General features: G+C 73.4%; 22 protein-coding genes. 11 read left to right on the top strand and 11 right to left on the bottom strand.

The window, feature by feature from the left end; translation table 11 throughout:
* Positions 1–20: 20 nt before the first annotated feature.
* The 4 genes from ABD361_RS20885 to ABD361_RS20900 all read right to left on the bottom strand — a co-directional run bounded on the left by ABD361_RS20885 (position 21) and on the right by ABD361_RS20900 (position 3,287).
* On the bottom strand, positions 21–344 hold the full coding sequence (locus tag ABD361_RS20885; protein WP_344436941.1) for a hypothetical protein: 324 nt from the start codon (positions 342–344) through the stop codon (positions 21–23).
* A 462-nt stretch (positions 345–806) separates the two neighbouring features.
* Entirely contained in the window at positions 807–1,577 is a 771-nt protein-coding gene (gene fabI / locus ABD361_RS20890; RefSeq protein ID WP_344436942.1) for an enoyl-ACP reductase FabI, read from the bottom strand.
* A gap of 5 nt (positions 1,578–1,582) precedes the next feature.
* On the bottom strand, positions 1,583–2,302 hold the full coding sequence (fabG, locus tag ABD361_RS20895) for a 3-oxoacyl-[acyl-carrier-protein] reductase (RefSeq protein WP_344436943.1): 720 nt from the start codon (positions 2,300–2,302) through the stop codon (positions 1,583–1,585).
* A gap of 154 nt (positions 2,303–2,456) precedes the next feature.
* Complete coding sequence (locus ABD361_RS20900; protein WP_344436944.1) at positions 2,457–3,287, bottom strand: pentapeptide repeat-containing protein; 831 nt, start codon at positions 3,285–3,287, stop codon at positions 2,457–2,459.
* Positions 3,288–3,400: 113 nt separating this feature from the next.
* Here ABD361_RS20900 and ABD361_RS20905 point away from each other — a divergent pair, with 113 nt between their 5' ends.
* The 3 genes from ABD361_RS20905 (at position 3,401) to tyrS (ending at position 7,906) form a co-directional block, all read left to right on the top strand.
* Positions 3,401–4,927, top strand: coding sequence for a TldD/PmbA family protein (locus ABD361_RS20905; RefSeq protein WP_344436945.1), 1,527 nt, complete (start codon positions 3,401–3,403; stop codon positions 4,925–4,927).
* Positions 4,928–5,006: 79 nt separating this feature from the next.
* Positions 5,007–6,410 carry a metallopeptidase TldD-related protein gene (locus tag ABD361_RS20910; RefSeq protein ID WP_344436946.1) on the top strand — a complete coding sequence of 468 codons (1,404 nt, stop codon included), beginning with the start codon at positions 5,007–5,009 and terminating at the stop codon, positions 6,408–6,410.
* Positions 6,411–6,502: 92 nt separating this feature from the next.
* Positions 6,503–7,906, top strand: coding sequence for a tyrosine--tRNA ligase (gene tyrS / locus ABD361_RS20915; RefSeq protein ID WP_344436947.1), 1,404 nt, complete (start codon positions 6,503–6,505; stop codon positions 7,904–7,906).
* An 84-nt stretch (positions 7,907–7,990) separates the two neighbouring features.
* On the opposite strand, the gene ABD361_RS20920 is transcribed toward tyrS, so the two are convergent.
* Positions 7,991–8,266 (bottom strand): GlsB/YeaQ/YmgE family stress response membrane protein, encoded by a 276-nt coding sequence (locus tag ABD361_RS20920; protein ID WP_344436948.1) that lies wholly within the window; start codon positions 8,264–8,266, stop codon positions 7,991–7,993.
* Positions 8,267–8,486: 220 nt separating this feature from the next.
* On the opposite strand from ABD361_RS20920, the gene ABD361_RS20925 reads away from it, so the two are divergent.
* Together ABD361_RS20925 and ABD361_RS20930 are read left to right on the top strand one after the other, a co-directional pair.
* Complete coding sequence (locus ABD361_RS20925) at positions 8,487–8,870, top strand: DUF3099 domain-containing protein (RefSeq protein ID WP_344436950.1); 384 nt, start codon at positions 8,487–8,489, stop codon at positions 8,868–8,870.
* 214 nt (positions 8,871–9,084) lie between these two features.
* Positions 9,085–9,342, top strand: a complete 258-nt coding sequence (locus ABD361_RS20930) for a hypothetical protein (RefSeq protein WP_344436951.1) — start codon at positions 9,085–9,087, stop codon at positions 9,340–9,342.
* A 16-nt stretch (positions 9,343–9,358) separates the two neighbouring features.
* On the opposite strand, the gene moaA is transcribed toward ABD361_RS20930, so the two are convergent.
* The 3 genes from moaA to ABD361_RS20945 form a co-directional block, all read right to left on the bottom strand.
* On the bottom strand, positions 9,359–10,348 hold the full coding sequence (gene moaA / locus ABD361_RS20935) for a GTP 3',8-cyclase MoaA (protein ID WP_344436952.1): 990 nt from the start codon (positions 10,346–10,348) through the stop codon (positions 9,359–9,361).
* Positions 10,349–10,437: 89 nt separating this feature from the next.
* Entirely contained in the window at positions 10,438–12,069 is a 1,632-nt protein-coding gene (locus ABD361_RS20940; protein ID WP_344436953.1) for a solute symporter family protein, read from the bottom strand.
* Entirely contained in the window at positions 12,066–12,383 is a 318-nt protein-coding gene (locus tag ABD361_RS20945) for a DUF485 domain-containing protein (protein WP_344437081.1), read from the bottom strand. The genes ABD361_RS20940 and ABD361_RS20945 overlap by 4 nt, the downstream gene beginning before the upstream one ends.
* A gap of 377 nt (positions 12,384–12,760) precedes the next feature.
* Between ABD361_RS20945 and ABD361_RS20950 the strand changes: the two genes are divergently transcribed.
* The gene (locus ABD361_RS20950; protein ID WP_344437082.1) at positions 12,761–14,311 is read left to right on the top strand and encodes a S8 family serine peptidase; all 1,551 of its coding nucleotides are present in this window, start codon (positions 12,761–12,763) and stop codon (positions 14,309–14,311) included.
* Here ABD361_RS20950 and ABD361_RS20955 read toward each other — a convergent pair.
* Both ABD361_RS20955 and ABD361_RS20960 read right to left on the bottom strand, forming a co-directional pair.
* Positions 14,301–14,978, bottom strand: a complete 678-nt coding sequence (locus ABD361_RS20955) for a lysoplasmalogenase family protein (protein WP_344436955.1) — start codon at positions 14,976–14,978, stop codon at positions 14,301–14,303. The genes ABD361_RS20950 and ABD361_RS20955 overlap by 11 nt on opposite strands.
* Positions 14,975–15,871 (bottom strand): sterol desaturase family protein, encoded by an 897-nt coding sequence (locus tag ABD361_RS20960; protein WP_344436956.1) that lies wholly within the window; start codon positions 15,869–15,871, stop codon positions 14,975–14,977. The genes ABD361_RS20955 and ABD361_RS20960 overlap by 4 nt, the downstream gene beginning before the upstream one ends.
* A 234-nt stretch (positions 15,872–16,105) precedes the next feature.
* Between ABD361_RS20960 and ABD361_RS20965 the strand changes: the two genes are divergently transcribed.
* The 5 genes from ABD361_RS20965 to ABD361_RS20985 all read left to right on the top strand — a co-directional run bounded on the left by ABD361_RS20965 (position 16,106) and on the right by ABD361_RS20985 (position 23,233).
* Positions 16,106–18,730 (top strand): MXAN_6230/SCO0854 family RING domain-containing protein, encoded by a 2,625-nt coding sequence (locus ABD361_RS20965; RefSeq protein WP_344436957.1) that lies wholly within the window; start codon positions 16,106–16,108, stop codon positions 18,728–18,730.
* A gap of 61 nt (positions 18,731–18,791) precedes the next feature.
* Positions 18,792–19,781, top strand: a complete 990-nt coding sequence (locus tag ABD361_RS20970) for a DEDDh family exonuclease (protein WP_344436958.1) — start codon at positions 18,792–18,794, stop codon at positions 19,779–19,781.
* 56 nt (positions 19,782–19,837) lie between these two features.
* The gene (locus tag ABD361_RS20975; RefSeq protein ID WP_344436960.1) at positions 19,838–20,653 is read left to right on the top strand and encodes an SURF1 family cytochrome oxidase biogenesis protein; all 816 of its coding nucleotides are present in this window, start codon (positions 19,838–19,840) and stop codon (positions 20,651–20,653) included.
* A gap of 29 nt (positions 20,654–20,682) precedes the next feature.
* Positions 20,683–22,473: a glycoside hydrolase family 15 protein gene (locus tag ABD361_RS20980; protein WP_344436962.1), complete on the top strand. Its 1,791-nt coding sequence runs from the start codon at positions 20,683–20,685 to the stop codon at positions 22,471–22,473.
* A gap of 4 nt (positions 22,474–22,477) precedes the next feature.
* Positions 22,478–23,233: an SDR family oxidoreductase gene (locus tag ABD361_RS20985; protein ID WP_344436963.1), complete on the top strand. Its 756-nt coding sequence runs from the start codon at positions 22,478–22,480 to the stop codon at positions 23,231–23,233.
* A 309-nt stretch (positions 23,234–23,542) separates the two neighbouring features.
* Here ABD361_RS20985 and amaP read toward each other — a convergent pair whose 3' ends face one another.
* Positions 23,543–24,139 (bottom strand): alkaline shock response membrane anchor protein AmaP, encoded by a 597-nt coding sequence (gene amaP / locus ABD361_RS20990; RefSeq protein ID WP_344436964.1) that lies wholly within the window; start codon positions 24,137–24,139, stop codon positions 23,543–23,545.
* Position 24,140: the final 1 nt, after the last annotated feature.

The raw sequence follows: 24,140 nt of genomic DNA on the forward strand, positions 1-24,140 counted from the left end.
CATCCCGGCCGGGGCCCGCCTCACCCGGGCGTGTGGGTGACCCACGCCCTGCGCACCTGCAGCCAGCAGCGCTGGGCGAGGACGACGCGGGCCGCGGGCCCGACGGCGACCGCGGCGGTGTCCATGGCCGGATCCCACCAGTGGGTGCACTGCACGTGCAGCTGGACGCGGTCGGTGGTGGCGTTGCCGTTGTAGCAGCGGGCGGTGACGTGGGAGCCGCGCACGCGGGTGTGGCACTCCGCCTCGCGCGCCGGCTCGGGCGAGGGTGCCGCGGCCGTGACGGCCGTCAGGGCGACGGCGCCCAGCGCCACCGTGAGCGCCGCCCGGCGGAACGGGAAGCGCATGACCGTCCACCTCCTAGGACCTGTCCGGCGGATCATGCAGTGCCCCGTAGGGGCGCGGGGAACTGCGCGATCGGCCACCGGCGGCCTGCAGCCGACATCTGCGGGCACGTCGTGGCTTGTCGCGCCCACGCGGCGGAGCCGCAGATCGACAGGGCCCCGCGCCCCTACGGGGCGCCGTGGTGGCGCGTGACGAGACCCGCCGGACACGGCCTAGCTCCCGCCACCAGTGTGCGGGCGCGACGCCGTCCGCACGACCCGGGAACGCGCGCTGCCCGCGCCGGCGGCCCGCCGGCGCGGGCAGCGCGGGGGTGTACGGGGCGTACCCGGGGGTCCGGAAGGGTCAGGCACCCATCATGTGCACGCCACCGACGCCTTCCGCGTGCCGCCCTCGCACTGCTCGGCCCCGGAGGGCCTCACAGGCTTCGGACGGCTGCGCCGGACTCCGTCCGGCGAAGTGGGTGGCTAGGCGCCCATCATGTGCACGCCGCCGTCGACGTGGACGATCTCGCCCGTCGTGCGGGGGAAGAAGTCCGACAGCATGCCGACGACGCCGCGGCCGGCCGGCTCCGGGTCGGTGAGGTCCCAGCCGATGGGGGCGCGGTGGTTCCACACGTCCGCCAGCTCCTCGAAGCCGGGGATGGACTTGGCGGCCATCGACTTCAGCGGGCCCGCCGAGACCAGGTTGCAGCGGATGCCCTTGGGGCCGAGGTCGCGGGCCAGGTAGCGGTTGGTGGACTCCAGGGCGGCCTTGGCCACGCCCATCCAGTCGTACTTCGGCCAGGCGATCTGCGCGTCGAAGGTCAGGCCCACGATCGAGGAGCCGGCCGGCATCAGCGGCAGCAGGGCCATGGCCAGCGACTTGTAGGAGTACGCCGAGACCTGGACGGCGGTGGAGACGTCCTCCCAGGTGCCCTCCAGGAAGTTGAAGGCGCCCTGCGGGCCGAAGGCGATGGAGTGCACGATGCCGTCCAGCGGGACGCCGTCGCCCAGGTGCTCGCGCACCTTGTCGGCGAGGCCGTCGAGGTGCTCCTGGTTGGTCACGTCCAGCTCGATGACCGGCGCCGGCTTCGGCAGGCGCTTGGCGATGCGCTCGACGAGCGAGAGGCGGCCGAAGCCGGTGAGGATGACCTCGGCGCCCTCGTTCTGGGCGACCTTGGCGGCCTGGAAGGCGATCGAGGCCTCGGTGAGGACTCCGGTGACCAGGATGCGCTTGCCTGCAAGGATTCCACTCATGGCGATCAGTGACCCATGCCCAATCCGCCGTCGACGGGAATGACGGCTCCGGTGATGTATGCGGCGTCGTCGGAGGCGAGGAAGCGGACCGAGGCCGCGATCTCCTCGGGCTGCGCATAGCGGCCCAGCGGGACGCCGGCGACGATGCCCTTGCGCTGCTCGTCGGAGAGCACACGGGTCATGTCGGTGTCCACGAAGCCGGGCGCGACGACATTGATGGTGATGTTGCGGGAGCCCAGCTCGCGGGCGAGCGAGCGGGCGAAGCCGACCAGGCCGGCCTTGGAGGCGGCGTAGTTCGCCTGACCGGCGGACCCCAGGAGGCCCACGACGGAGGAGATCAGGACGACGCGGCCCTTGCGGGCGCGGAGCATGCCCTTGGAGGCGCGCTTGACGACGCGGAAGGTGCCGGTGAGGTTGGTGTCGATGACGGAGGTGAAGTCCTCCTCCGACATGCGCAGCAGCAGCTGGTCGCGGGTGACGCCGGCGTTGGCGATCAGCACCTCGACGGCGCCCTGCTTCTCCTCGATCTCCTTGTAGGCCTGCTCGACCTGCTCCGGATCGGTGATGTCGCACTTCACGGGCAGGCAGCCGAGGTCCACGAGCTCGGCCGGCGGCTCCCCGGAGCGGTAGGTGAAGGCGACCTTGTCGCCGGCGTCGGCGAAGGCTCGCGCGATGGCGAGGCCGATGCCCCGGTTACCTCCGGTGACGAGAACCGAGCGGCTCAAAGGATCACCCTTCCGTTGTCGTATCCCTGGATCCTGGCGGACTACACCGAACGTATCGGTAGAGGTCGCCGAAGCGAGAAGCGACCTGCGACAGGGGGAACCGGCGGTCGCTGTTGGATCTCTACAGAAAATCTCTGCGGGAAGCAGCCCGAGGTCAGCGACCCGCGGACGTCCAGTGGGCGGGCCTGGTCAGGCCCGCGGGCAGCTTGGTGGCCGCGTCGCCACGGGCGGCGTGGAGCTGCGGCTGGGTCAGGAAGAGGCTGCCGGTCAGGTCGGCGCCGGCGAGGTTCGCATCCCGCAGGTCCGCGCCGATGAGGTCGGCGCCGCGCAGGTCGGCACCGCCGAGGTCGGCGGCGATGAGGTAGGCGCCGCGCAAGTTGGCCCCGCGCAGGTCGGCCCCCCGCAGCCGGGCGCCCATGAGGTCGGCGCCCCGGTGGTTGCGGGTCTTGCGGCCGGCCGCGGAGCGTACGAGCTCACTGGTGCGCAGCAGCAGGGCGCTGACGCCCTCGCGGTGGGCCGCCAGGTCGAGGGCGGCGAGCTCCTCGGGGGTGCCCAGTGTCAGGCGCTCGGTCTCCTCCAGCGCGGTGCGCAGCTCGGCGTGCAGGGGCCGGGCCTGCGGCAGGGCCAGCGCCTCGGTGAGGTACGACAGCAGCTCGTGGAGGTGGCGCACCACGGGGAACGCCTCGAACATCGGCTGGCGCAGCGCGGGCTCGCTGCGCCAGTCGCGGCCGCCGAAGGTGACCTGCGAGACCTTCTGCCCGGCGCCGAAGCAGTCGTAGACGGTGCAGCCGGTGAAGCCCTTCTCGCGCAGCCGCGCGTGGATGCCGCAGCCGAAGTCCTGCTGCAGGTTCGTGCAGGGCTTGCCGGCGGGCTTGTCCACGGCGAAGTCCGCGGAGGCGGCGAAGGGCAGGGCCACGCAGCACAGCCCGAAGCAGCTGGCGCAGTCGCCCCGCAGGGCCGTCCGGTCGGGTGTCGTCGCGGGCACGGTGGGCTTCCTTCCGGGGGCCGCGCGGGTGGACGGCCGGGTGGGTGACGTTGCAGGCCACGACACCTTAACGGCATCGTTCACTGCAATCACACCGATAAGGAGCGTGGACCGTGCCGCATGAGATCGATCCGTCCTTCCTCGCGCTGCCGCTGCGCCCCCTGGCCGACGCGGCGCTCGCGCGGGCGCGGGCGCTGGGCGCCCAGCACGCGGACTTCCGTCTCGAGCGGGTGCGCAGCGCCTCGTGGCGGCTGCGGGACGCCCGGCCGGCGGGCTCCTCGGACGCCACGGACCTGGGCTACGCGGTGCGGGTGGTCCACAACGGGACCTGGGGGTTCGCCTCCGGCGTGGAGCTGACGATGGACGCGGCCGCGCGCGTGGCGTCGCAGGCGGTGGCCATGGCGAAGCTGTCGGCGAAGGTCATCGCGGCCGCCGGGTCCGACGAGAGGGTGGAGCTGGCCGAGGAGCCGGTGCACTCCGAGCGCACCTGGGTCTCCTCCTACGAGATCGATCCCTTCGAGGTGCCGGACGGCGAGAAGAGTGGCCTGCTGGCCGACTGGAGCGAGCGGCTGCTGGGCGCGGAGGGCGTCGCGCACGTGGACGCGTCGCTGCTGACGGTCCACGAGAACAAGTTCTACGCGGATTCGGCGGGCACGGTCACCACGCAGCAGCGGGTGCGCCTGCACCCCCAGGTGACGGCCGTGGCCGTCGACGAGGACGGCGGCGGCTTCGACTCCCTGCGCACCCTGGCCCCGCCCGCCGGGCGCGGCTGGGAGTACCTGACCGGCGCCGGCGGCTGGGACTGGGACGCGGAGCTCGCGCAGATGCCCTCGCTGCTGGCGGAGAAGATGCGCGCGCCGAGCGTGGAGCCGGGCGCGTACGACCTCGTCATCGATCCGTCCAACCTGTGGCTGACGATCCACGAGTCCATCGGCCACGCCACCGAGCTCGACCGGGCCCTGGGCTACGAGGCCGCCTACGCGGGCACGTCGTTCGCGACGCCGGACCTGCTGGGCACGCTGAAGTACGGCTCGCAGATCATGAACGTGACCGGCGACCGCACGGCCGAGCACGGCCTGGCCACGATCGGCTACGACGACGAGGGCGTGGCCGCCCAGTCCTGGGACCTCGTGCGCGACGGCGTCCTGGTGGGCTACCAGACCGACCGCCGCATCGCCCGCCTCATGAACCTCGGCCGCTCCAACGGCTGCGCCTACGCCGACTCCCCCGCCCACGTCCCCGTCCAGCGCATGGCCAACGTCTCCCTCCAGCCGGCCCCCGCCGGGCCGTCGACGCAGGAGCTGATCGCGGGCGTGGAACGGGGCATCTACGTGGTCGGCGACCGCTCGTGGAGCATTGACATGCAGAGGTACAACTTCCAGTTCACGGGTCAGAGGTTCTTCAGGATCGAGAACGGCCGGCTGGCCGGACAGCTGAGGGACGTCGCCTACCAGGCGACCACGACGGACTTCTGGGGCTCCATGGCGGCGGTCGGCGGCCCGCAGACGTACGTCCTGGGGGGCGCCTTCAACTGCGGCAAGGCCCAGCCGGGCCAGGTCGCCGCCGTCTCGCACGGCTGCCCGTCCGCCCTGTTCCAGGGCGTGAACGTACTGAACACCACTCAGGAGGCCGGTCAATGAGCGGCACGCACGCCCCTGCCGGGGGTCCGGGGGTCGTCCCCCGGGTAAACACAGCGAACACGACGCAGGAGGCCGGTCAGTGAGCCCTCGCCAGCACAAGCCCCACGAGATCGTCGAGCGCGCGCTGGAGCTGTCGCGCGCCGACGGGTGCGTCGTCATCGCCGAGGAGCGGTCGACCGCCAATCTGCGGTGGGCCGGCAACGCCCTGACGACCAACGGTGTTACCCGGGGGCGGAGCGTGACGGTCGTGGCGACCGTCGACGGTGCCGAGGGCACGGCCTCGGGGGTCGTGTCGCGGTCGGCGGTCACCGTGGACGAGCTGGAGCCGCTGGTGCGGGCGGCGGAGGCCGCGGCGCGGGAGGCCGGGCCGGCGGAGGACGCGCAGCCGCTGGTGACGGGGGTGCCGCAGGACGCGGCGTTCACGGAGCCGCCCGCCGAGACCTCCTCGGCCGTCTTCGACGCCTTCGCACCGGCGCTGGGCGAGTCCTTCGCCCGGGCGCGGGCGGCGCAGCGGGAGCTGTACGGCTTCGCCCATCACGAGGTGGTCTCCAGTTACCTGGGCACCTCCGCGGGGCTGCGGCTGCGCCACGACCAGCCGACGGGCACGCTGGAGCTCAACGCCAAGAGCCCGGACCGTACGCGCAGCGCGTGGGCGGGGCGGGCCATGCGGGACTTCGCCGACGTCGACCCGCTGGCGCTGGACGCCGAGCTGGCGGAGCGGCTGGGGTGGGCGCGGCGGCGCACCGAGCTGCCGGCGGGGCGGTACGAGACGCTGCTGCCGCCGACGGCGGTGGCCGATCTGCTGGTGTACCAGCAGTGGTCCGCCTCGGCGCGGGACGCGGCCGAGGGCCGTACGGTCTTCTCGCGGCCGGGTGGTGGCACCCGGGTCGGGGAGCGGCTCTCGGAGTTGCCGATGACGTTGCGCAGCGATCCGCAGGCACCGGGCCTGCAGTGCGCGCCGTTCGTGCTGACGGGGGCTTCGGGGGACGACGCGTCGGTGTTCGACAACGGTCTGCCGATCGCCGCCACGGACTGGATCCGCGACGGTGTGCTCACCCATCTGCTCACCACGCGGCACAGTGCCGGGCTGACGGGCCTGCCGGTCCGGCCGTACACGGACAACCTGGTGCTGGACGCGGGGGGTACCCGGTCGCTGCAGGAGATGGTGGCGGCCAGTGGCCATGACGGGCCGGTGCTGCTGCTGACGTGCCTGTGGTACATCCGCGAGGTGGATCCGGCGTCGCTGCTGCTGACGGGGCTCACCCGGGACGGGGTGTACCTGGTGGAGAAGGGGGAGGTCGTGGCGGAGGTCAACAACTTCCGTTTCAACGAGTCCCCGGTCTCGCTGCTCTCGCGGGCGACGGAGGCGGGCCGTACGGAGCGGACGCTGCCGCGCGAGTGGGGGGACTACTTCACCCGGGCGGCGATGCCCGCGCTGCGCGTTCCCGACTTCAACATGAGCTCGGTGAGCCGGGGCGTGTAGCGGCCGGGAACGAACTGCCGGGCGGCCGGGCCGCCCGGCAAATTAGACTCGGCCCTGTCCTTTGTCCGACAACCCTCTACAGGAACGCCACGATGACACGCCTCGGCGACTCCGTCGCACGCGTCAGCGCCCTGCTGGCGCAGGACCTCTCCACCGATTCGGCCGTGGAGCAGCTGCTCACGGAGACGAAGGCGAGGCGCTATCTGGACCTGTCCGACCTGTCGCCGAAGGACCAGGCCGCGCTGATCGCCGGTCGTGCGGTCGAGGTGCTGCCCGGTGTGAGCAAGCTGGCCGACCGCATCGAGGCGCGCCGTGCCGAGGGCAAGGGCCTGCGGATCAAGCTGGGCATCGACCCGACGGGCACGGACGTGCACCTGGGGCACGCCGTACCGATGATCATCCTCAGCCGGTTCCAGCGGATGGGCCACGACGTCACCCTGCTGATCGGTGACTTCACCGCGAAGATCGGTGACCCGACGGGCCGTACGGCGGAGCGTCCGCCGCTGACGGACGACGACATCGCGCGGAACCTGGCCTCCTACCGGGACCAGGTCCGGCCGTTCTTCGACTTCGAGAAGGTCAGCTTCCGGCAGAACAGCGAGTGGCTGGCGCCGTACACCTTCCCGGAGCTGCTGGGCGTCCTGGCGCAGGTGCCGGTCTCGCAGCTGCTGCAGCGCGAGGACTTCCGCAACCGGCTGGCGGCCGGCTCGGGCCTGACGATGACGGAGATGCTCTACCCGATCGCGCAGGCGCTGGACTCGGTGGCGCTGGAGTGCGACGTGGAGCTCGGCGGTGCCGACCAGCTGCTGAACCTGCAGATGGGCCGCAAGCTCATGGAGGTGCACCGGCAGACGCCGCAGCTGGTGGTCACGATGCCGCTGATCGAGGGCACGGACGGCACCGGCGCGAAGATGTCGAAGTCCAAGGGCAACTACGTGGGCCTGTCGGCGCCGGCCGACGACGTCTTCGGCAAGATCATGTCGGTGCCGGACCGGCTGATGGAGCCCTACCTCAAGGCGTGGACGGAGTGGACGGACGAGGAGATCGCGCTCGTGCTCTCCCGTCTGGAGGACAAGGCGCTGCACCCGATGGACCTGAAGAAGGTCCTGGCGGGCGAGGTCGTGGCCGCGCTGTACGGCGTGGAGGCGGCGATGGCGGCGCGGGCGGGGTTCGTGGCCCAGTTCTCCAAGAAGAGCTTCGGTGACGTCGAGACGCCGGTGGTCGACCTCGCCGAGCACGGCGCGGAGCCGGCGACGGCGGTGCTGAGCAAGGTGCTGGGCTTCCAGCCGAGCGCCTCGGCCGCGCGCCGGGTGGCCAAGCAGAACGGTCTGCGGCTGGTCCTCCAGACGGCCGACGGCCAGGAGGCCGTGGTGCTCGCCGAGGCGGAGGCGCTGCGGCCGCTGGGCGAGGTGGCCCGGGAGCTGCTGGGCGGGCGCACGGTGGACGGGGTCTACCTCAAGGCCGGCCGCAGGATCGCGGAGCTGCGCGGGCTCTAGCCGCGGTCTGCCAGGACGGCACGACGAGCATGACGCCATGACGAGGCGGGCGGTGCGCGATGCGCGCACCGGCCGCCTCGTGCGTCACGCCCGTTGACGGTTTCCGCGGAGGCCGACCCACAGGCGGTCGCCGATGCCGACGATGATCACCGCGCCGATGAGCTGCAGGGCGTGCCTGATCCAGTCGATGCCCTTGGTCTCCCCCACGCCCAGTGCGGCAGCGGCCCAGTTGCCGAGCAGGCCGCCGATCAGACCGCAGATGATCGTCAACCAGATGGGGATGTGCTGTTTGCCCGGCAGGATCGCCTTGGCGATCAGGCCCAGGACCAGTCCCACGATGATCGCCCACAACCAGCTCATTTCGCCTCCTCGTACGGAGCGACGTGCCGTGCTCCGCCATTGTGGGGCGCTGCCCCCTACGGCGCACGTCGGAGCCATCCGTACGCCGTATGTGCACGTCGAGCGCCCGTGCGCGAGCCTGCGGCGGGCGACCCGGTCTCGTACCCGGCACATGCGCGGCGTAACGTGGATCCCGTAACGGCCCGAGGGGCGTCGCACGGCAATCGGGTGGTGGAACGTGATGCGGAAGCACGGTGGAGACGAAGTCTTCCGGATCACCGGAGCCCGGCAGGGCCTGGCGGAGGACGTGCGCGGCCGCCAGCGCCGGTACGTCATTTCGATGGGCGTTCGCACGATCTCCGTGATCCTCACGGTAGTGCTGTGGAACGTGGAGCGCCATGTGGCGATCGGGACGCTGGTCCTCGGTGCGCTGCTGCCCTACGTGGCCGTCGTCATCGCCAACGCGGGCCGGGAGAGGGCCCCTTCGCTGCCGACCGCGTTCGTCGGCGGGCCGAGCCGGCCGGTGCTCACGACGGGGCCGGCGACGCCTGCGGGGGCTCCTGCGGAACCGGTCGCGGAAGCCGGTGAGGCGCCCGGCCGCGATCAAGGCCGCGACCAGGGCTGACCGTCGGCAGCCGGCGGGAGGCGCCGGGAGCGGTGTGACAAGCTCAAGAAAACCTCAGATCAATCATGTGGATCGGTGCCCCGTTCCGGGCCCCCCGTGACATACTTCGTAGGCGCTCCGCATCCCCCGTCGGAGCGACAGACCGACGCCGGGCGGCTCCCCCCGTGGCTGCCCGGCGTCGCCGTGTCCACGCACTCCCGCGTAAGGTCGGGGCGTGAACTCCCCGAATCCTGCTCCGAGTCCCGCTCCGAACCCCGCCGTGATCTGTTCCGCGAAGGGCTGCCGCGAGGCGGCGGTGTGGGTGCTGGCGTGGAACAACCCCAAGCTGCACACGCCGGAGCGGCGCAAGACGTGGCTGGCGTGCGAGGAGCATCGCGAACACCTGTCGCAGTTCCTGGCGGTGCGGGGGTTCTTGAAGGACGTCGTGACGCTGGAGGAGTGGGAGCGGCAGGGCCCCACCGCGGGCGCGTAGGGCCTGGCGCGCGGGCTCAGCCGCCGATCGCCGACATGGGGCGGGCCGGCTGGAGGAAGGACGGGGCGTCCAGGCCCGAGCCCGCCTTCTTGCCCCGCATCGCCGTACGCCACAGCCCGGCCAGCTCTTCGTCCGTCGCCCCCGCCCGCAGCGCTCCGCGCAGGTCGGACTCCTCGCGCGCGAACAGGCAGGTGCGTATCTGCCCGTCCGCGGTCAGCCGGGTGCGGTCGCAGGCGGAGCAGAAGGGGCGGGTGACCGAGGCGATGACGCCCACGCGGGCCGGGCCGCCGTCCACGAGCCAGCGTTCGGCGGGGGCGGAGCCGCGTGCGTCGTCCGGCTCGGGGGTGAGCGCGAAGCGGGTGCTCAAGCCGGCGAGGATCTCCTCGGCGGTGATCATGCCGTCCCGCTGCCAGCCGTGCTGGGCGTCCAGCGGCATCTGCTCGATGAAGCGCAGCTCGTAGCCGTGCTCCAGGGCCCAGGCCAGCAGCTCGGGTGCCTCGTCGTCGTTGTGCCCGCGCATCAGGACGGCGTTGACCTTGACCGGGGTCAGTCCGGCGGCGTGGGCGGCGGCGAGGCCGTCGAGGACGTCCTGGTGGCGCTTGCGCCGGGTGAGGGTGGCGAAGACGTCCGGGCGCAGGGTGTCGAGGGAGACGTTGACCCGGTCCAGGCCGGCGGCGCGCAGGGCGGCCGCGGTGCGGGCGAGGCCGATGCCGTTGGTGGTCAGCGACAGCCGGGGCCGGGGGGCGAGGGCGGCGCAGCGGGCGACGATGCCGGCGAGCCCGGGCCGCAGCAGGGGTTCCCCGCCGGTGAAGCGGACGTCGCGTACGCCGAGGTGGGCGACGGCGACGTGGACGAGGCGGACGATCTCGTCGTCGGTGAGGAGCTCGGGCTTGGGCAGCCAGGCGAGGCCCTCGGCGGGCATGCAGTACGTGCAGCGCAGGTTGCAGCGGTCGGTCAGGGAGACGCGCAGGTCCGTCGCGACGCGGCCGTAGGTGTCGGTGAGCACGGCGAACGCCCCCTCCCGCGGACTGGACAGTGGAACCGCCGGATCGCAGCGTACGCGATCGGCCGCGGGAGAGGGCGCCGGGAGGGGGCTCAGTGGGCTCCGTAGCCCGTCAGGGAGCGCACCTCCAGCTCCGCGTACCGCTTGTCCTGGTCCGGTGCCGGCTTCGAGGCCAGGGAGCCGGCCCAGCCGAGGAGGAAACCGAGCGGGATGGAGACCAGGCCGGGGTTGCCGAGCGGGAAGTAGTCGAAGCTCAGGCCGGGGAAGAGCGCCTTGGGGTTGCCGGAGACGACCGGGGAGAGGATCACCAGGGTGACGGAGGAGATCAGTCCGCCGTAGATCGACCACAGCGCGCCGCGGGTGGTGAAGCGCTTCCAGAACAGGCTGTAGAGGATCGTCGGCAGGTTGGCCGAGGCGGCGACGGCGAAGGCGAGGGCCACCAGGGCGGCGGCGTTGAGGCGGTGGGCGAAGATGCCGAGGGCGATGGAGATCGCGCCGATGACGACCGCGGCGAGCTTGGCGGTGAGGATCTCCTCCTTCTCGCCGGTGCGCCCCTTGCGGATGACGTTGGCCCACAGGTCGTGGGCGAAGGACGCGGAGGAGGCCAGGGTCAGGCCGGCGACCACGGCGAGGATGGTGGCGAAGGCGACCGCCGAGATCACGGCGAGCAGGACGGCCCCGCCGGTGGAGCCCGCTCCCCCGCCGATCTCCTGGGCGAGCAGCGGGGCGGCGGTGTTGCCGGACTCGTTGGAGGCGGTGATGGCCTTGGGCCCGACGAGGGCGGCGGCGCCGAAGCCGAGGGCGATGGTCATCAGGTAGAAGGCGCCGATGATGCCGATGGCCCAGTTCACGGACGTCCGGGCGGCCCGGGCGGTGGGCACGGTGTAGAAGCGGATGAGGATGTGCGGCAGTCCGGCGGTGCCCAGGACCAGGGCCAGGCCGAGCGAGATGAAGTTGAGCTTGGACGTGCCGTCCTTGCCGTACTGCAGGCCCGGTTCCAGGAAGGCCCTGCCCTTGCCGCTGGCCTCGGCGGCGCGGCCGAGCAGGGTGGAGAGGTTCCAGTGGAACTTGGTCAGGACGAGCACGGTGATCAGCACGGTGCCCGCGATGAGCAGGACGGCCTTGACGATCTGCACCCAGGTGGTGCCCTTCATGCCGCCGATGGTCACGTACAGCACCATCACCAGGCCGACCAGGACGATGATCCAGCGCCGGGAGCTCTCGCCGGTGGCGCCGAGCAGCAGGGCCACCAGGGCGCCTGCGCCGACCATCTGGGCGAGCAGGTAGAAGATCGACACGACGATGGTGGAGGTGCCGGCCGCGGTGCGCACCGGCCGCTGTTCGAGCCGGTGGGCGAGGACGTCGGCCATGGTGAAGCGGCCGGAGTTGCGCAGCGGTTCGGCGACGAGCAGCAGGGCGACCAGCCAGGCGACGAGGAAGCCGATGGAGTACAGGAAGCCGTCGTAGCCGTAGAGGGAGATGGCGCCGGCGATGCCCAGGAAGGACGCGGCGGACATGTAGTCGCCGGAGATCGCCAGCCCGTTCTGGAAGCCGGTGAAGGAGCGGCCGCCGGCGTAGAAGTCGGTGGCGTCCTTGGTCTGCCGGCCGGCCCAGACGGTGATGCCGAGGGTCACGGCAACGAAGACGGAGAAGAGGGTGATGATCAGGGTGCGGTGTTCGCCCGCGCCGCCGGCGGCGAGCAGTTCGGTGGTTCCGGTGCTCATTCCCCCGCCTCCAGCCGGGCCTTGAGGGCCTCTGCCTTGGGATCGATGCGTGCCGCGGCGTGCCGGGCGTACCACCAGGCGATCAGGAAGGTGGTCAGGAACTGGGCCAGGCCGAGGACGAAGGCGACGTTGATGTTGCCCAGCACGACGGTGTCCATGAAGCCGCCCGCGTAGTTGGACAGCAGGACGTACAGCAGGTACCAGCTGACGAAGGCGATGGTCAGCGGGAAGGCGAAGGAGCGGTGCGCCCGGCGCAGTTCGCCGAATTCGGCGCTGCGCTGCAGGTCGGTGAAGGTGTCGGGCTGGGCGGGGATGGCGGGGCGGGGCGGCTCGTCCGGCCCCTGGGGTGCGCTGGGTGGGGCACCCACGGCCTCTTCTGGGTCCACGGCCTCTCCTGACGAGGTGGATGGGGGCGCGAGCCGGGATCTTGTGACCCGGATCACGCATCGTAGGGTGACACCGCAGTATGCGACAGGGGGCGGCGTCCTGCCGTCCCCCTGCGGACGGCCGTGTGAAAACGCCGGGTTGACGGCCGGGGCAGTCGGAGGGGCGCCGGAGGGGCGACCTCCAGTCTCGGTGAATTCATTGCCCGCCGCCGCTGATCGGCGCTAGCTTCACTCGTCATGCGCGACCGCCCCCGCACGTCTGTGCGGTGGGCGGATTCCCGGATGATGTGGAGACCTTCATGGCCATGGCCCATCTGCGTCTCAGACGGCGGCAGGCGCTCCTCGCCGCCCCGCTCGGACTGGCGCTCACCGCCTCCCTCGGCTTCCTGCCCGGCGCGGCCAGCGCCGCCCCGCAGGCCCCCGCCTCCCCTTCCGCCGCCGCGACCGCGACGGGCCCGCTGCTGTCGTACGTGGTGAACACGGCCACGGACCGGGGCACGCTGGCGCGGGTGAAGAAGGCCGTCGCGAAGGCGGGCGGCAGCATCGTGGTGTCCTACGACCGCATCGGCGTCATCGTCGTGCACTCCCGCGACGCCGGTTTCGCCAAGACCATGCGGTCGGTGTCCGGGGTGTCCTCGGCGGGCGCCACGCGCACCGCGCCCATCACCTCGGCGGCCACCACCGACTACGGCAAGCCCGAGCGGCTGAAGCTGTCGAAGGAGGAGAAGGGGGCCGCCGCCCGGTCGCTGGCGGCCGGCAAGGAGCCGCTGGAGGGCCTGCAGTGGGACCTGGGCGCGATAGGCGCCGACAAGGCCGCGAAGGTGAACGCGGGCAGCAGGAAGGTCACCGTCGCCGTCATCGACACCGGCGTGGACGACACCCACCCCGACCTGGCGCCGAACTTCTCCGCCGGGCAGTCCGCGAGCTGCGTGTCCGGCAAGGCCGACACGAGCCCGGGCGCCTGGCGTCCGCACAACCCGGCCGACGACTACCACGGCACGCACGTCGCCGGGACGATAGCCGCGGCCCGCAACGGTCTGGGCGTCTCCGGTGTTGCTCCTGGTGTGAAGGTCTCAGGCATCAAGGTGAGCACGCCCGACAAGAACGCCTTCTTCTACGCGGAGAGCGTGGTGTGCGCGTTCGTCTTCGCCGCCGACCACGGCGTGTCGGTGACGAACAACAGCTACTACGTCGACCCGTGGCTGTTCAACTGCCCCGACGACGGCGACCAGAAGGCGATAGCCGAGGCGGTCGGCCGGGCCGCCAAGTACGCCCAGGACAAGGGCGTGGTCAACGTCGCCGCCGCCGGCAACTCCAACCTGGACCTCGCGGCGCCGCAGCTGGACGACGCCTCCAGCCCCAACGACTCCAAGCCGGTGCCGCGCAAGGTGGACCCGCGGCAGTGCCTGGACGTCCCCGCCTCCCTGCCCGGCGTGGTCACCGTCGCCGCGACCGGTGTGAAGTCCGGGAAGTCCTTCTACTCCAACTACGGTCTGAACGCGATAGACGTCGCCGCCCCCGGCGGCGACTCCCTGCAGATACCCGAGCTGCCCGCCAAGGACGGCCGGATCCTGTCCACCCTGCCCGGCGGCGACTGGGGCTTCCTGCAGGGCACCTCGATGGCCAGCCCGCACGTGGCGGGCGTGGCGGCGCTGCTCAAGAGCGCCCACCCGGGCTCCAGTCCGCAGGAGATCCAGTGGCTCCTGAAGGCCCAGGCGAAGAACCCGGGCTGCCCCGCCGCCGGCTACGACCCGGACGGCACGGGCAAGTGGAAGGCCGCGTGCACCGGCACCAAGCACGTCAACAGCTTCTACGGCTACGGCATCGTCGACGCCCTGGCGGCCGTCACGGACTGACCGCCGCCCGCGCGGGGGCCGGCCGGCCGCTGCCGGCTCCCGCCGCCGCGACGCACCGGTGCACGCCGTACGCGAGCAGGGCCTGGGCGGCGGCGTAGGTGAGCATCACCCAGAACTGGGCGGCGGGCGCCTGCGGCCAGCCGGCGAGCCCGCCGGCCAGCAGCGAGTCGGAGACGAGGAACAGCAGCCCGCCGGCCGCGGCCCACGCCCCGGCCCGGGTCGCGGCCAGGGCCATGGCGGTCAGCAGCAGGCTGTACAGGACGACGGGCAGCCGCATACCGGCCTCCAGGCCGGGCCACAGCAGGGCCACCGTGGCGAGCCAGGCGGCTGCGTAGGCGGCGGCGAGCCGGTACGTACGGCTGCCGCCCGGCGTGCCGTGCCGGGCGAACAGGGCGAGGTAGCACAGGTGCCCCGCGGCAAAGGCCGCCATGCCCAGCAGGAACGGCGTACGGCCCTCCGCCTGCAGCAGGGCGTCGCCGGCGCAGCCGCACAGCAGGGCCGCGGCGAGCAGGCGGGAGCCGCCGTGCAGCAGCACGGCGGCGGCCAGCAGCGGCATCAGGGCCGGTTTGGTCAGGTGGGCGAGGGTCGTGGCGTGGGCGAGCAGCGCGCCGAGGTGGGCCGCGGCGGCGGCGCCGAAGGCCGCCGGCACCGCCCGGGCGGCCCTCACGCGGCCCGCTCGGGCTGCACGGCCGCCGGGCGCTCGGTGCGTACGGCGCTCTCGGCGGCCGGAGGGAGGGGCTGCCAGCCGGGGCCGCGGAAGAGGCGGCCGGCGCGCTCGCGCCAGCTGCGGGCGGCCCGCACGTCGCGGGCGATCGCGGCGTACTCGTGCGTGGCCACGCGCAGCGGGTTGTAGGTGGCGATGTTCTTCGTCAGCCCGTAGACGGGGCGTTCGCCCTCCGGCACGAAGGAGCCGAACATCCGGTCCCAGACGATGAGGATGCCGCCGAAGTTGCGGTCGAGGTAGCCGCCCTGCGACGCGTGGTGGACGCGGTGGTGCGAGGGCGTGTTGAGGACGAACTCCAGCGGCCGGGGCAGCTTGCCGACGCGCTCGGTGTGCACCCAGAACTGGTAGACGAGGTTGGCGGACGAGCAGAACGCCAATGCCGCCGGGTGCACGCCGGCCAGCACCATGGGCACGTAGAACGGCCACACGGTCAGCGACGTCCATGGCTGGCGCAGGGCGGTGGTGAAGTTGAACTTCCTGCTGGAGTGGTGCACCACGTGGCAGGCCCACAGGATGCGCACCACGTGGTGGCCGCGGTGCGACCAGTAGTAGAAGAAGTCCTGCGCGAGCAGCATCAGCGGGAGCGTCCACCACAGGACGGGCACGCGCAGCGGGGTCAGTTCGTACAGGGCCGTGTAGAGCGCGACGATCGGGATCTTCCACAGGGCGTCGAAGACGAGGCTGCCGAGCCCCATGCCGATGCTGGTCGCCGCGTCCTTGGCCGCGTATCCCTCCAGGCGGTCGTCGGGATGGATCCGGTAGCTCACCGCTTCCAGCGCGGTGAGCACGACGAAGGCGGGTATGGACCACAGGACCACGTCGGGTAGGTGCGGCATGGGCGCACCATAAACACGCCGACGGCCTTGCCGCTAGGGGTTGTTACCCTCGGGTACCGAATCTTTGTTACCGGCGGTCGCCGGGCGCCGGAAAACCGTTCGCGGCCGTGATCGGCGGGCTCCTAGAATCGTGGCGCGGGGGCGGCTCCGCGGTGTGCTTCCTTCTCCTTTTCCTCCAAAGAAACGAGCGCGCCCACTTCCCGCCCCCGCTTCGTTTTCTCCGGGGGGTTCTTCGTGTCCACGCTCCAGGCCGTTCTGCTGCGCCGCGCCCAGATCGTCCACATCGACCACGAGCCGGCGACGGGCCCGGCCGCCGGCGACGCGCGCACCGCCGCGGGGCTGACGGCCCTGGAGGCCGAGCTGCTCGCGCGCGGGCACGCGCTGACCGAGCCGCTGCGCTCGGTGCTGGCCGGCGCCGGGGCCGAGGCCCTCGCCGACACCGGGCGCGGCCTGCTGCGGGCGCTCGACGCGCAGCTGGGGGCGGACCGTACGCACATGCCGCTGTTCCGCGACTTCCCCGCCTCGGTGCCGCACGACACGCTCGCGCTGTACGTCGACCGGGTCTTCGCCCTGCTGCTGCAGCGGCCGGAGCAGCCGTGCGTGCTGTGCGGGACGGTCGGGCAGGTGCACCCGGTCGCACCGTGCGCGCACCTGGTGTGCCGTTCCTGCTGGGACGGCGCGGACTACGCCGGGTGCCCGCTGTGCCACCGGCGCATCGACCGCGACGACCCGTTCCTTCGGCCGTCGCGCAGTGTTGCGGACCAGGGCGTGCCGTCCGCGGGCCCGCTGAAGCTGCTGGTGCTGGGGACGTCGCGCACCGCGGACGCCGCACGGGAGCTGACCGCGCTGCTCGCCCGCGCCACGCCGCTGTCGCCGCAGGACCGGGACGACCTCAAGGTGCTGCTGGCGCACGCCGAGCCGGGGGGCCTCGCGTGGCTGCCCGAGGACGTCCCGGTGCGCGAGACCAAGGCGCTGGTGCTGGGCACGCTGCTGCGCGACGGCGGCCCGGCGACCGTGGCGGCGGTGCGCGAGCTGCTGCCGCTGCGGCTGACGACCGCGACGGACGTCCTGCGGCTGCTGTGCGTGTGGTCCGGCGGCGAGGCGGACCTGCTGCGGCCACCGCGCCAGCGCGGCCTGCCGCGGCCGCTGCGGCGCGAACTGCTGGGCGTGCTGGACGCGTTGCACACCGCCTCCCTCGTCGAGGACCTGCTGCGGCACCGGGCCGCGTGGCTGCGCGCCGCCGAGCTGCTGCACCCCTTCGAGCAGCACACGCGCCACCCGCGGGCGGCACTGGCCTTCGCGGCCCTGCGCAGCACGGACGTCTGCGGCACCGGCCCGCTGGCCCGCGCGCTGTCGGCGACGGCGCAGCGGCACCCGGAGGCGGTGGCGCTGCGGGCGGCGGCCGACGGCCGTGCGCGGATCGTGCCGCGCACCTGGGCGGGGCGGGTCGAGGAGGCGCTGCGCGCCGGCGATCCGGCGGCGGCCGTGGCGCTGCTGCGGCAGCGGCCCGGCGAGCTGGTGCGGCGCCTGGACCACGTGCTGCGGCTGTACGGCGGCGGCGAGCTCGCGCCGGATGTGGCCGAGGCGCTGGAGCAGGGGTTGCCCAAGGTGGGCCCGGGGGCGTTGCTGGGGGCGCTGGGCGCCCTGCGGGGGCGGCACCTGCCGTCGGCGCGCCGGGTGTTCTTCCCCCGGGGAGCGGTGACGCGCGTGCACGCGGTGGACGAGGCGCGCCCTGCGCTGGCCGGGCCGGTGGTCGAGCGGGTGTGCGCGCTGCTGGAGGCGGAGGCGCTGCGGCGGCTGTCGGCCGCCCCGCCGTTCGAGGTGGCGCTGCTGGACTCCGCCCTGGCCGCTCTGACGGTGCCCTTCACCGAGCACTCCGCGGCCGCGTCGTTGGTGGCGGTGCCGCGCGGCAGCACCCTGGACCTGCCCGAGGGGGACGTGCTGCGGCTGTTCCTGCACTGGATGGAGCCCGAGGGCGAGCGGGTGGACCTCGACCTGTCGGTGGCCTTCTTCGACGAGGAGTGGAACGGCGTCGGGCTGTGCGACTACACGAAGCTGCGGTTCGGGCACGACGCGGCGGTGCACTCCGGCGACCTCACCTCCGCGCCGGCGCCCGACGGCGCGACCGAGTACGTCGACCTGGACGTGCTCGCCCTGCTGGAGGCGGACGTGCGCTACGCGGTGCCGGTGGTCTTCAGCTACAACAACATCCCCTTCGAGGAGCTGCCGGACGCCTTCGCCGGGTTCATGACGCTGCCGGGCACGGGGGCGCGCGGCGCGTCGTACGACCCGCGCACGGTGCGGCAGCGCTTCGACCTGACCGGGCGGTCGCGGGCGTGCGTGCCGATGGTCGTCGACCTGGCGGAGGGGCGTGCGCTGTGGACCGATGTCCACCTTCCGGGTGGCACGGGCCTGCACACCGTGGGCCGGCACGGCGACGCGATGGGGGCGCTGGGCCGCGAGCTGACCGGCTACTTCTCCTCCGGTGCGCGGGTGAGCCTGTGGGAGCTGTGCTGCTGGCACGCGGCCGCCCGGGCGGGCGAGGTCGCGGTGATCCGGCGCGTGCCGGGCGGGGCCGCCGAGCTGTGGCGGTACGGGCGCCGGGAGGGCGAGGGCACCGGTGCCTTCGCGGCGCGGCTGCGCACGGCGCCGCCCGACTTCTGCGAGCCGGTGGGGGACGCCCACGAGCTGGCCGCGGCGGCGGTCGAGGGCCGGCACGCCTTCGTCGCCCTGCTGGAGGGGGCGGTGGGCGTGCGCAAGGCGACGGGTACGGTCTACCGTCTGCTGCCGGGCGCGGTCGACGGGTGCGAGGGCACGGTGCGGGTGACGGCCGGCGGGCTGCTGTCGGCACTGGCCTGAAGGTGTCGATCGCGACGGCCGGATCCCGCGCTGTCAGTGCGGGCCCTTAAGCTCTTGGACCATGCTCGACGACCGCACCGACACACCCCTGCCCGACCCGTGGCCGGCCGCCTATCCCGAGGGGTACGCGGTCGTCGACGTGGAGACCACCGGGCTCGCCCGGGACGACCGGATAGTGTCGGCGGCGGTCTACCAGCTGGACGCCCGGGGCCGGGTCGAGGACCGGTGGTACACACTGGTCAACCCCGAGCGCGATCCGGGGCCGGTGTGGATCCACGGTCTGACCTCCGAAGTCCTGGGCGGCGCGCCGCTTTTCGCGGAGATCGCCGGCGAGTTCGCGGAGCGGCTCGCGGGCCGGGTGCTGGTGGCGCACAACGCGGCCTTCGACTGGTCGATGATCGCCCGTGAGTACGCCCGGGCGCGCTCGGCCGCGCCGGTGCGCCAACGGCTGTGCACGATCGCGCTGTCGAAGGAGCTCGGGCTGCCGCTGCCCAATCACAAGCTGGAGTCGCTCGCCGCGCACTACGGCGTGGTGCAGCAGCGCGCCCACCACGCGCTGGACGACGCCCGGGTGCTGGCGGAGGCGTTCCGGCCGAGTCTGCACCGGGCGGCCCGGAGCGGGCTGCGGCTGCCGCTGCTGGCCTGCCAGCCGCTGACGGAGTGGTCCGACTCCCCGGCTCCCGTCCCGTCGCCGAGGGCCGGTTATCAGCCGTCGTTCCGCTCGACGTGGCGGGCGAGCCGCAAGCGTCCGGCGTGCCCGTATCCCAACCCCGGGCACTACAAACCGGGCGAACAGCTCATTCAGGGCATGCGGGTGGCGTTCTCCGGCGACACCTCCATCGACCGCGAGCTGCTGGAGGACCGGGCCGTGGAGGCCGGGCTGCACGTGGCCACGAGCATCTCCCGGCTGACCAGCGTGCTGGTCACCAACGACCCCGACTCCCCCACCTCCAAGGTCACCAAGGCCCGCACCTTCGGCACCCCCGTGATCGACGAGGCGGCCTTCGTCCAGCTCCTGTCCCATGTGATCCCGGCCGAGAGCCGGGTCTGACCGGCAAGCGGCACCCACCGGCCGGGGTGCGAATCCCACCAGGTACCGTCAAATGCGTGTACCGCTTCCTGCTGACCCGGCAGTGGGTGATCCTCACCCTCGTGGGGCTCGCCCTGATCCCGGCGATGATCAGACTGGGCTTCTGGCAGCTGCATCGCCACGAGGCCCGGGTGGCGCGCAACGACCACATCGCCCGCAGCCTCACCCGGCCCCCGGTGCCCGTCACCGAGCTGGCCGCCCCGGGGCGCGACGTCCCGCAGGACGCCGTCTGGCGCCGGGTCACCGCGACCGGCACGTACGACGCCAAGGGCGAGGTCGTCGCCCGCTACCGCACGGACGCCTCCGGCAAGTCCGGCTACATGGTCATCACCCCCCTCGTGCTGGCCGACGGCCGCGCGGTGCTGGTCAACCGCGGCTGGATCCCGGCCGACGCGGGTCAGCTGACGTTCCCCGAGGTCCCCGCGCCCCCGGCCGGGACGATCACCGTGACCGGCCGGCTGCGCGCCGACGAGACGGCCAGCAGCGGCATCAAGGACACCAAGGGCCTGCCGCCCCGCATGATCATGCGGATCAACAGCGAGCGCCAGGCCGCCACGCTGCACCGGAGCCTGCTCGGCGGCTACCTGGAGCTGATCTCCCCCACCGCCGCCGGCCAGCCCCAGGTCGTGCCCGACCCGGATCACAGCAGCATCGGCAACCACATGGCGTACGCGATCCAGTGGTGGCTGTTCTCCGCCTTCGTCCCCGTCGGCTGGGTCGTGCTCGTGCGCCGTGAGCGCCGCGACCGGGCCGCGCAGGCCGCACAGCAGGAGACGAGTGCGCCGCCCGGCGCACCCGAACCGGTCGCCCGGACAGCCCCCGGCACGGAGTAACCACCCTCCCAGCTGGGAAGACGCCCCGCGTGGCAGCACTCATCGAGGACTACGCGCTCATCGGCGACCTCCAGACCGCGGCCCTCGTCGGCCGCGACGGCTCGATCGACTGGCTCTGCCTGCCCCGCTTCGACTCCCCCGCCTGCTTCGCCGCCCTCCTCGGCGACGAGGACAACGGCCACTGGCGCCTGGCCCCGGCCGGCGCCGGCGCCTGCACCCGGCGCGCCTACCTGGAGGACTCCCTCGTCCTGGAGTCCGTGTGGGAGACCGCCGGCGGCGCGGTGAAGGTCACCGACTTCATGCCGCAGCGCGACCGTGCCCCCGACCTGGTGCGCATCGTCGAGGGTCTCAGCGGCCGCGTCGAGATGCTCGGCGTGCTGCGGCTGCGCTTCGACTACGGCGCCATCGTGCCCTGGGTGCGCCGCACCGACGGACACCGCGTCGCCGTCGCCGGCCCCGACTCCGCCTGGCTGCGCAGCGAACCGGAGGTGCCCACCCGCGGCGAGGGCCCGAGCACCCGCTCGGAGTTCACGGTCGCCGCCGGGGAGAAGATCGCCTTCGTCCTGACCTGGCACCCCTCCCACGAGCCCCGGCCCGCCCTCATCGACCCCCACGAGGCCCTCGACCACAGCCTCGCCGACTGGCGCGCCTGGGCCGGCCGCTGCCGCTACCGCGGCCCCTACCGCGAGGCCGTCGTCCGCTCGCTGCTCACCCTCAAGGCCCTCACCTACGCCCCCACCGGCGGCATCGTCGCGGCCCCCACCACCTCCCTGCCCGAGGAGATCGGCGGCGTGCGCAACTGGGACTACCGCTACTGCTGGCTGCGCGACTCCACCCTCACCCTGAACTCGCTGCTCGCCCTCGGCTACGAGGACGAGGCCCGCGCCTGGCGCGACTGGCTGGTGCGGGCCGTCGCCGGCGACCCCGCCGACCTGCAGACGATGTACGGGCTGGCGGGCGAGCGCCGGCTGCCGGAGACGGAGCTGCCCTGGCTGGCCGGCTACGAGCGCTCCTACCCCGTACGCACCGGCAACGGCGCCGTCTCCCAGCTGCAGCTCGACGTCTACGGCGAGGTCGTCGACTCCCTGCACGCCGCCCGCGAGGGCGGGCTGCGCGCCAAGCCGCACGCCTGGAACATCCAGCGCTGCTTCCTGGACTTCCTGCGCGAGCACTGGCGCGAACCCGACGCCGGCCTGTGGGAGGTGCGCGGCCCGCGCCGGCACTTCGTGCACTCCAAGGTCATGGCCTGGGTCGCCGCCGACCGCGCGGTGCGCACGCTGGAGGCCGACCCGAGCCTGGACGGCGACCTGGACGGCTGGCGGGCCCTGCGCGAGGAGATCCACCGCGAGGTGTGCGAGAAGGGGTACGACGCCGGGCGCGGCGCCTTCGTCCAGTCCTACGGCTCCACCGAACTGGACGCCGCCACCCTGCTCATCCCCCGCACCGGCTTCCTGCCGCCCGACGACCCGCGCGTCCTGGCCACCGTCGACGCGGTACGGCGGGAGCTCACCGACGACGGCTTCGTGCGCCGCTACGGCGACGGCCTCGCCCACACGGCGGTGGACGGCATCTCCGGCACCGAAGGCACCTTCCTGGCCTGCTCCTTCTGGCTGGCCGACGCGCTGCAGCTGACCGGGCGCCCCAAGGAGGCCCGCGCACTCTTCGAGCGGCTCCTGGCCGTGCGCAACGACGTCGGCCTGCTGGCCGAGGAGTACGCCCCGGCCGCCGGCCGGCAGCTGGGCAACTTCCCGCAGGCGTTCAGCCACATCGGCCTGGTGGGCACCGCCTTGCTGCTCGACGGGGCCGGACCGGCACACTGAGGGCATGGATCTTGGACTGAAGGACCGGGTGTACGTCCTGACCGGAGCCAGCCGCGGCCTCGGCCACGCCACCGCACGCGAACTGACCGCCGACGGCGCCCGCGTGGTGCTCTCCGGCCGCGACGCGGACGCCGCCGCGGCGGCGGCACGGGAGCTCGGCCCCGGCGCGATCGGCCTCGGCGCGGACAACGCCGACCCCACGGCGGCCGAGCGGCTGCTGAGCGCGGCGCGCGAGCACTTCGGACGGCTCGACGGCGTCCTCATCAGCGTCGGCGGCCCGCCGCCGGGCACCGCCCTCGGCAACGACGACGACCAGTGGCGGGCCGCGTTCGACTCCGTCTTCCTCGGCGCGGTACGGCTGGCCCGGGCGGCCGCGGCGCAGCTGGGCGAGGGCGGCGTGATCGGCTTCGTCCTCTCGGGCTCCGTCCACGAACCGATCCCCGGCCTGACCATCTCCAACGGCCTGCGCCCGGGCCTGGCCGGCTTCGCCAAGTCCCTCTCCCGCGAACTGGGCCCCCGCGGCATCCGCGTGATCGGCCTCGCCCCGGGCCGCATCGCGACCGACCGGCTGAAGGAACTGGACGCCCTGTCGGGCGACGCGGAGGCGACGAAGGCACGCCGCGAGGCGGAGATCCCCCTGGGCCGCTACGGCACCCCGCAGGAGTTCGGCCGCACCGCGGCCTTCCTGCTCTCCCCGGCGGCGTCGTACGTGACGGGGGTGGTCGTGTCGGTGGACGGCGGGGCCCGGCACGGTTTCTGAGGGCAGGGGCGGCGGTAGCGCCCCGTAGGGGCGCGGGGCAGTGTCGATCTGCGGCTCCGCCGCGTGGGCGCGACCAGCCGTGCTGCGCCCGGGCCCTGGGCTGGCGTGTCGGCTGCGGGCCGTCGGTGGCCGATCGCGCAGTTCCCCGCGCCCCTTACGGGGCGCCCCGTAAGGGGCGCGGGGAACTGCGCGACAAGCCACGACGCGCCCGCAGACGAAGTGCCGCACACCGGCCGCAGGCCGCCGGTGGCTGGTCGCGCCCACGCGGCGGAGCCGCAGGTCGACACTGCCCCGCGCCCCTTCGGGGCCCTACCCCACCCGCTCCGCGCGGTGGCGCGTCGCGCGCAGGCGGATCTCCGCGGGCAGGCGGCCGAGGCCCGCCGAGGCGCGCGCGTGCCGCAGCACTTCCCCGGTCAGCCGGGCCAGCGCGCCCGCCGGCGCCGCCCGTGCCCCCAGCACCACGGACATCCGCACCCTTGGTGCCGTGCGCCGCCCGGTCAGCAGGACCAGGGCCCGGTCCACGCCGTCGAGCGCCCCGGCCTCCGCCGCCATGGCCTCCTCCAGGGCCCGGCCCCGCACGACGTCGACCTCTCCGCCGCCGCTGACGACGGCCACCTCCCGCAGCCGCCGACGGCGGCCCTGGGCCCAGAGCCACCACAGGGCGAGCAGTACGGTGACGGCCAGGGTGGCCAGGACCGCCGGCCACCACCACGGCCGTCCCCGCCACCGCTGCCTCCGTGCCGGGGTGAGCAGGACGTCGTCGGGCCCATCGAAGGGCCAGGCCGCCGGCAGCCGGACGTCCCAGCGCCGTTGCAGGTCGAGCGCCCCGACGAGGACGGCGGCGCCCAGTGCCACGAGCAGCAGTCCGGCGAGGGCGAGCAGTACCCGGTTGACGGTCCTGAGCACC

Origin of the sequence: Streptomyces luteosporeus (assembly GCF_039532865.1) — a bacterium.
GTDB classification, from domain to species: Bacteria; Actinomycetota; Actinomycetes; order Streptomycetales; family Streptomycetaceae; genus Streptomyces; species Streptomyces luteosporeus.

What these genes read in the sequence shown, in the direction of transcription:
- ABD361_RS20885 (WP_344436941.1), bottom strand. Translation starts at nt 344, where the DNA reads ATGCGCTTCCCGTTCCGCCGGGCGGCGCTCACGGTGGCGCTGGGCGCC.
- fabI (WP_344436942.1), bottom strand. Translation starts at nt 1,577, where the DNA reads ATGAGTGGAATCCTTGCAGGCAAGCGCATCCTGGTCACCGGAGTCCTC.
- tyrS (WP_344436947.1), top strand. Translation starts at nt 6,503, where the DNA reads ATGACACGCCTCGGCGACTCCGTCGCACGCGTCAGCGCCCTGCTGGCG.
- ABD361_RS20920 (WP_344436948.1), bottom strand. Translation starts at nt 8,266, where the DNA reads ATGAGCTGGTTGTGGGCGATCATCGTGGGACTGGTCCTGGGCCTGATC.
- ABD361_RS20925 (WP_344436950.1), top strand. Translation starts at nt 8,487, where the DNA reads ATGCGGAAGCACGGTGGAGACGAAGTCTTCCGGATCACCGGAGCCCGG.
- ABD361_RS20940 (WP_344436953.1), bottom strand. Translation starts at nt 12,069, where the DNA reads ATGAGCACCGGAACCACCGAACTGCTCGCCGCCGGCGGCGCGGGCGAA.
- ABD361_RS20950 (WP_344437082.1), top strand. Translation starts at nt 12,761, where the DNA reads ATGGCCCATCTGCGTCTCAGACGGCGGCAGGCGCTCCTCGCCGCCCCG.
- ABD361_RS20960 (WP_344436956.1), bottom strand. Translation starts at nt 15,871, where the DNA reads ATGCCGCACCTACCCGACGTGGTCCTGTGGTCCATACCCGCCTTCGTC.
- ABD361_RS20970 (WP_344436958.1), top strand. Translation starts at nt 18,792, where the DNA reads ATGCTCGACGACCGCACCGACACACCCCTGCCCGACCCGTGGCCGGCC.
- ABD361_RS20985 (WP_344436963.1), top strand. Translation starts at nt 22,478, where the DNA reads ATGGATCTTGGACTGAAGGACCGGGTGTACGTCCTGACCGGAGCCAGC.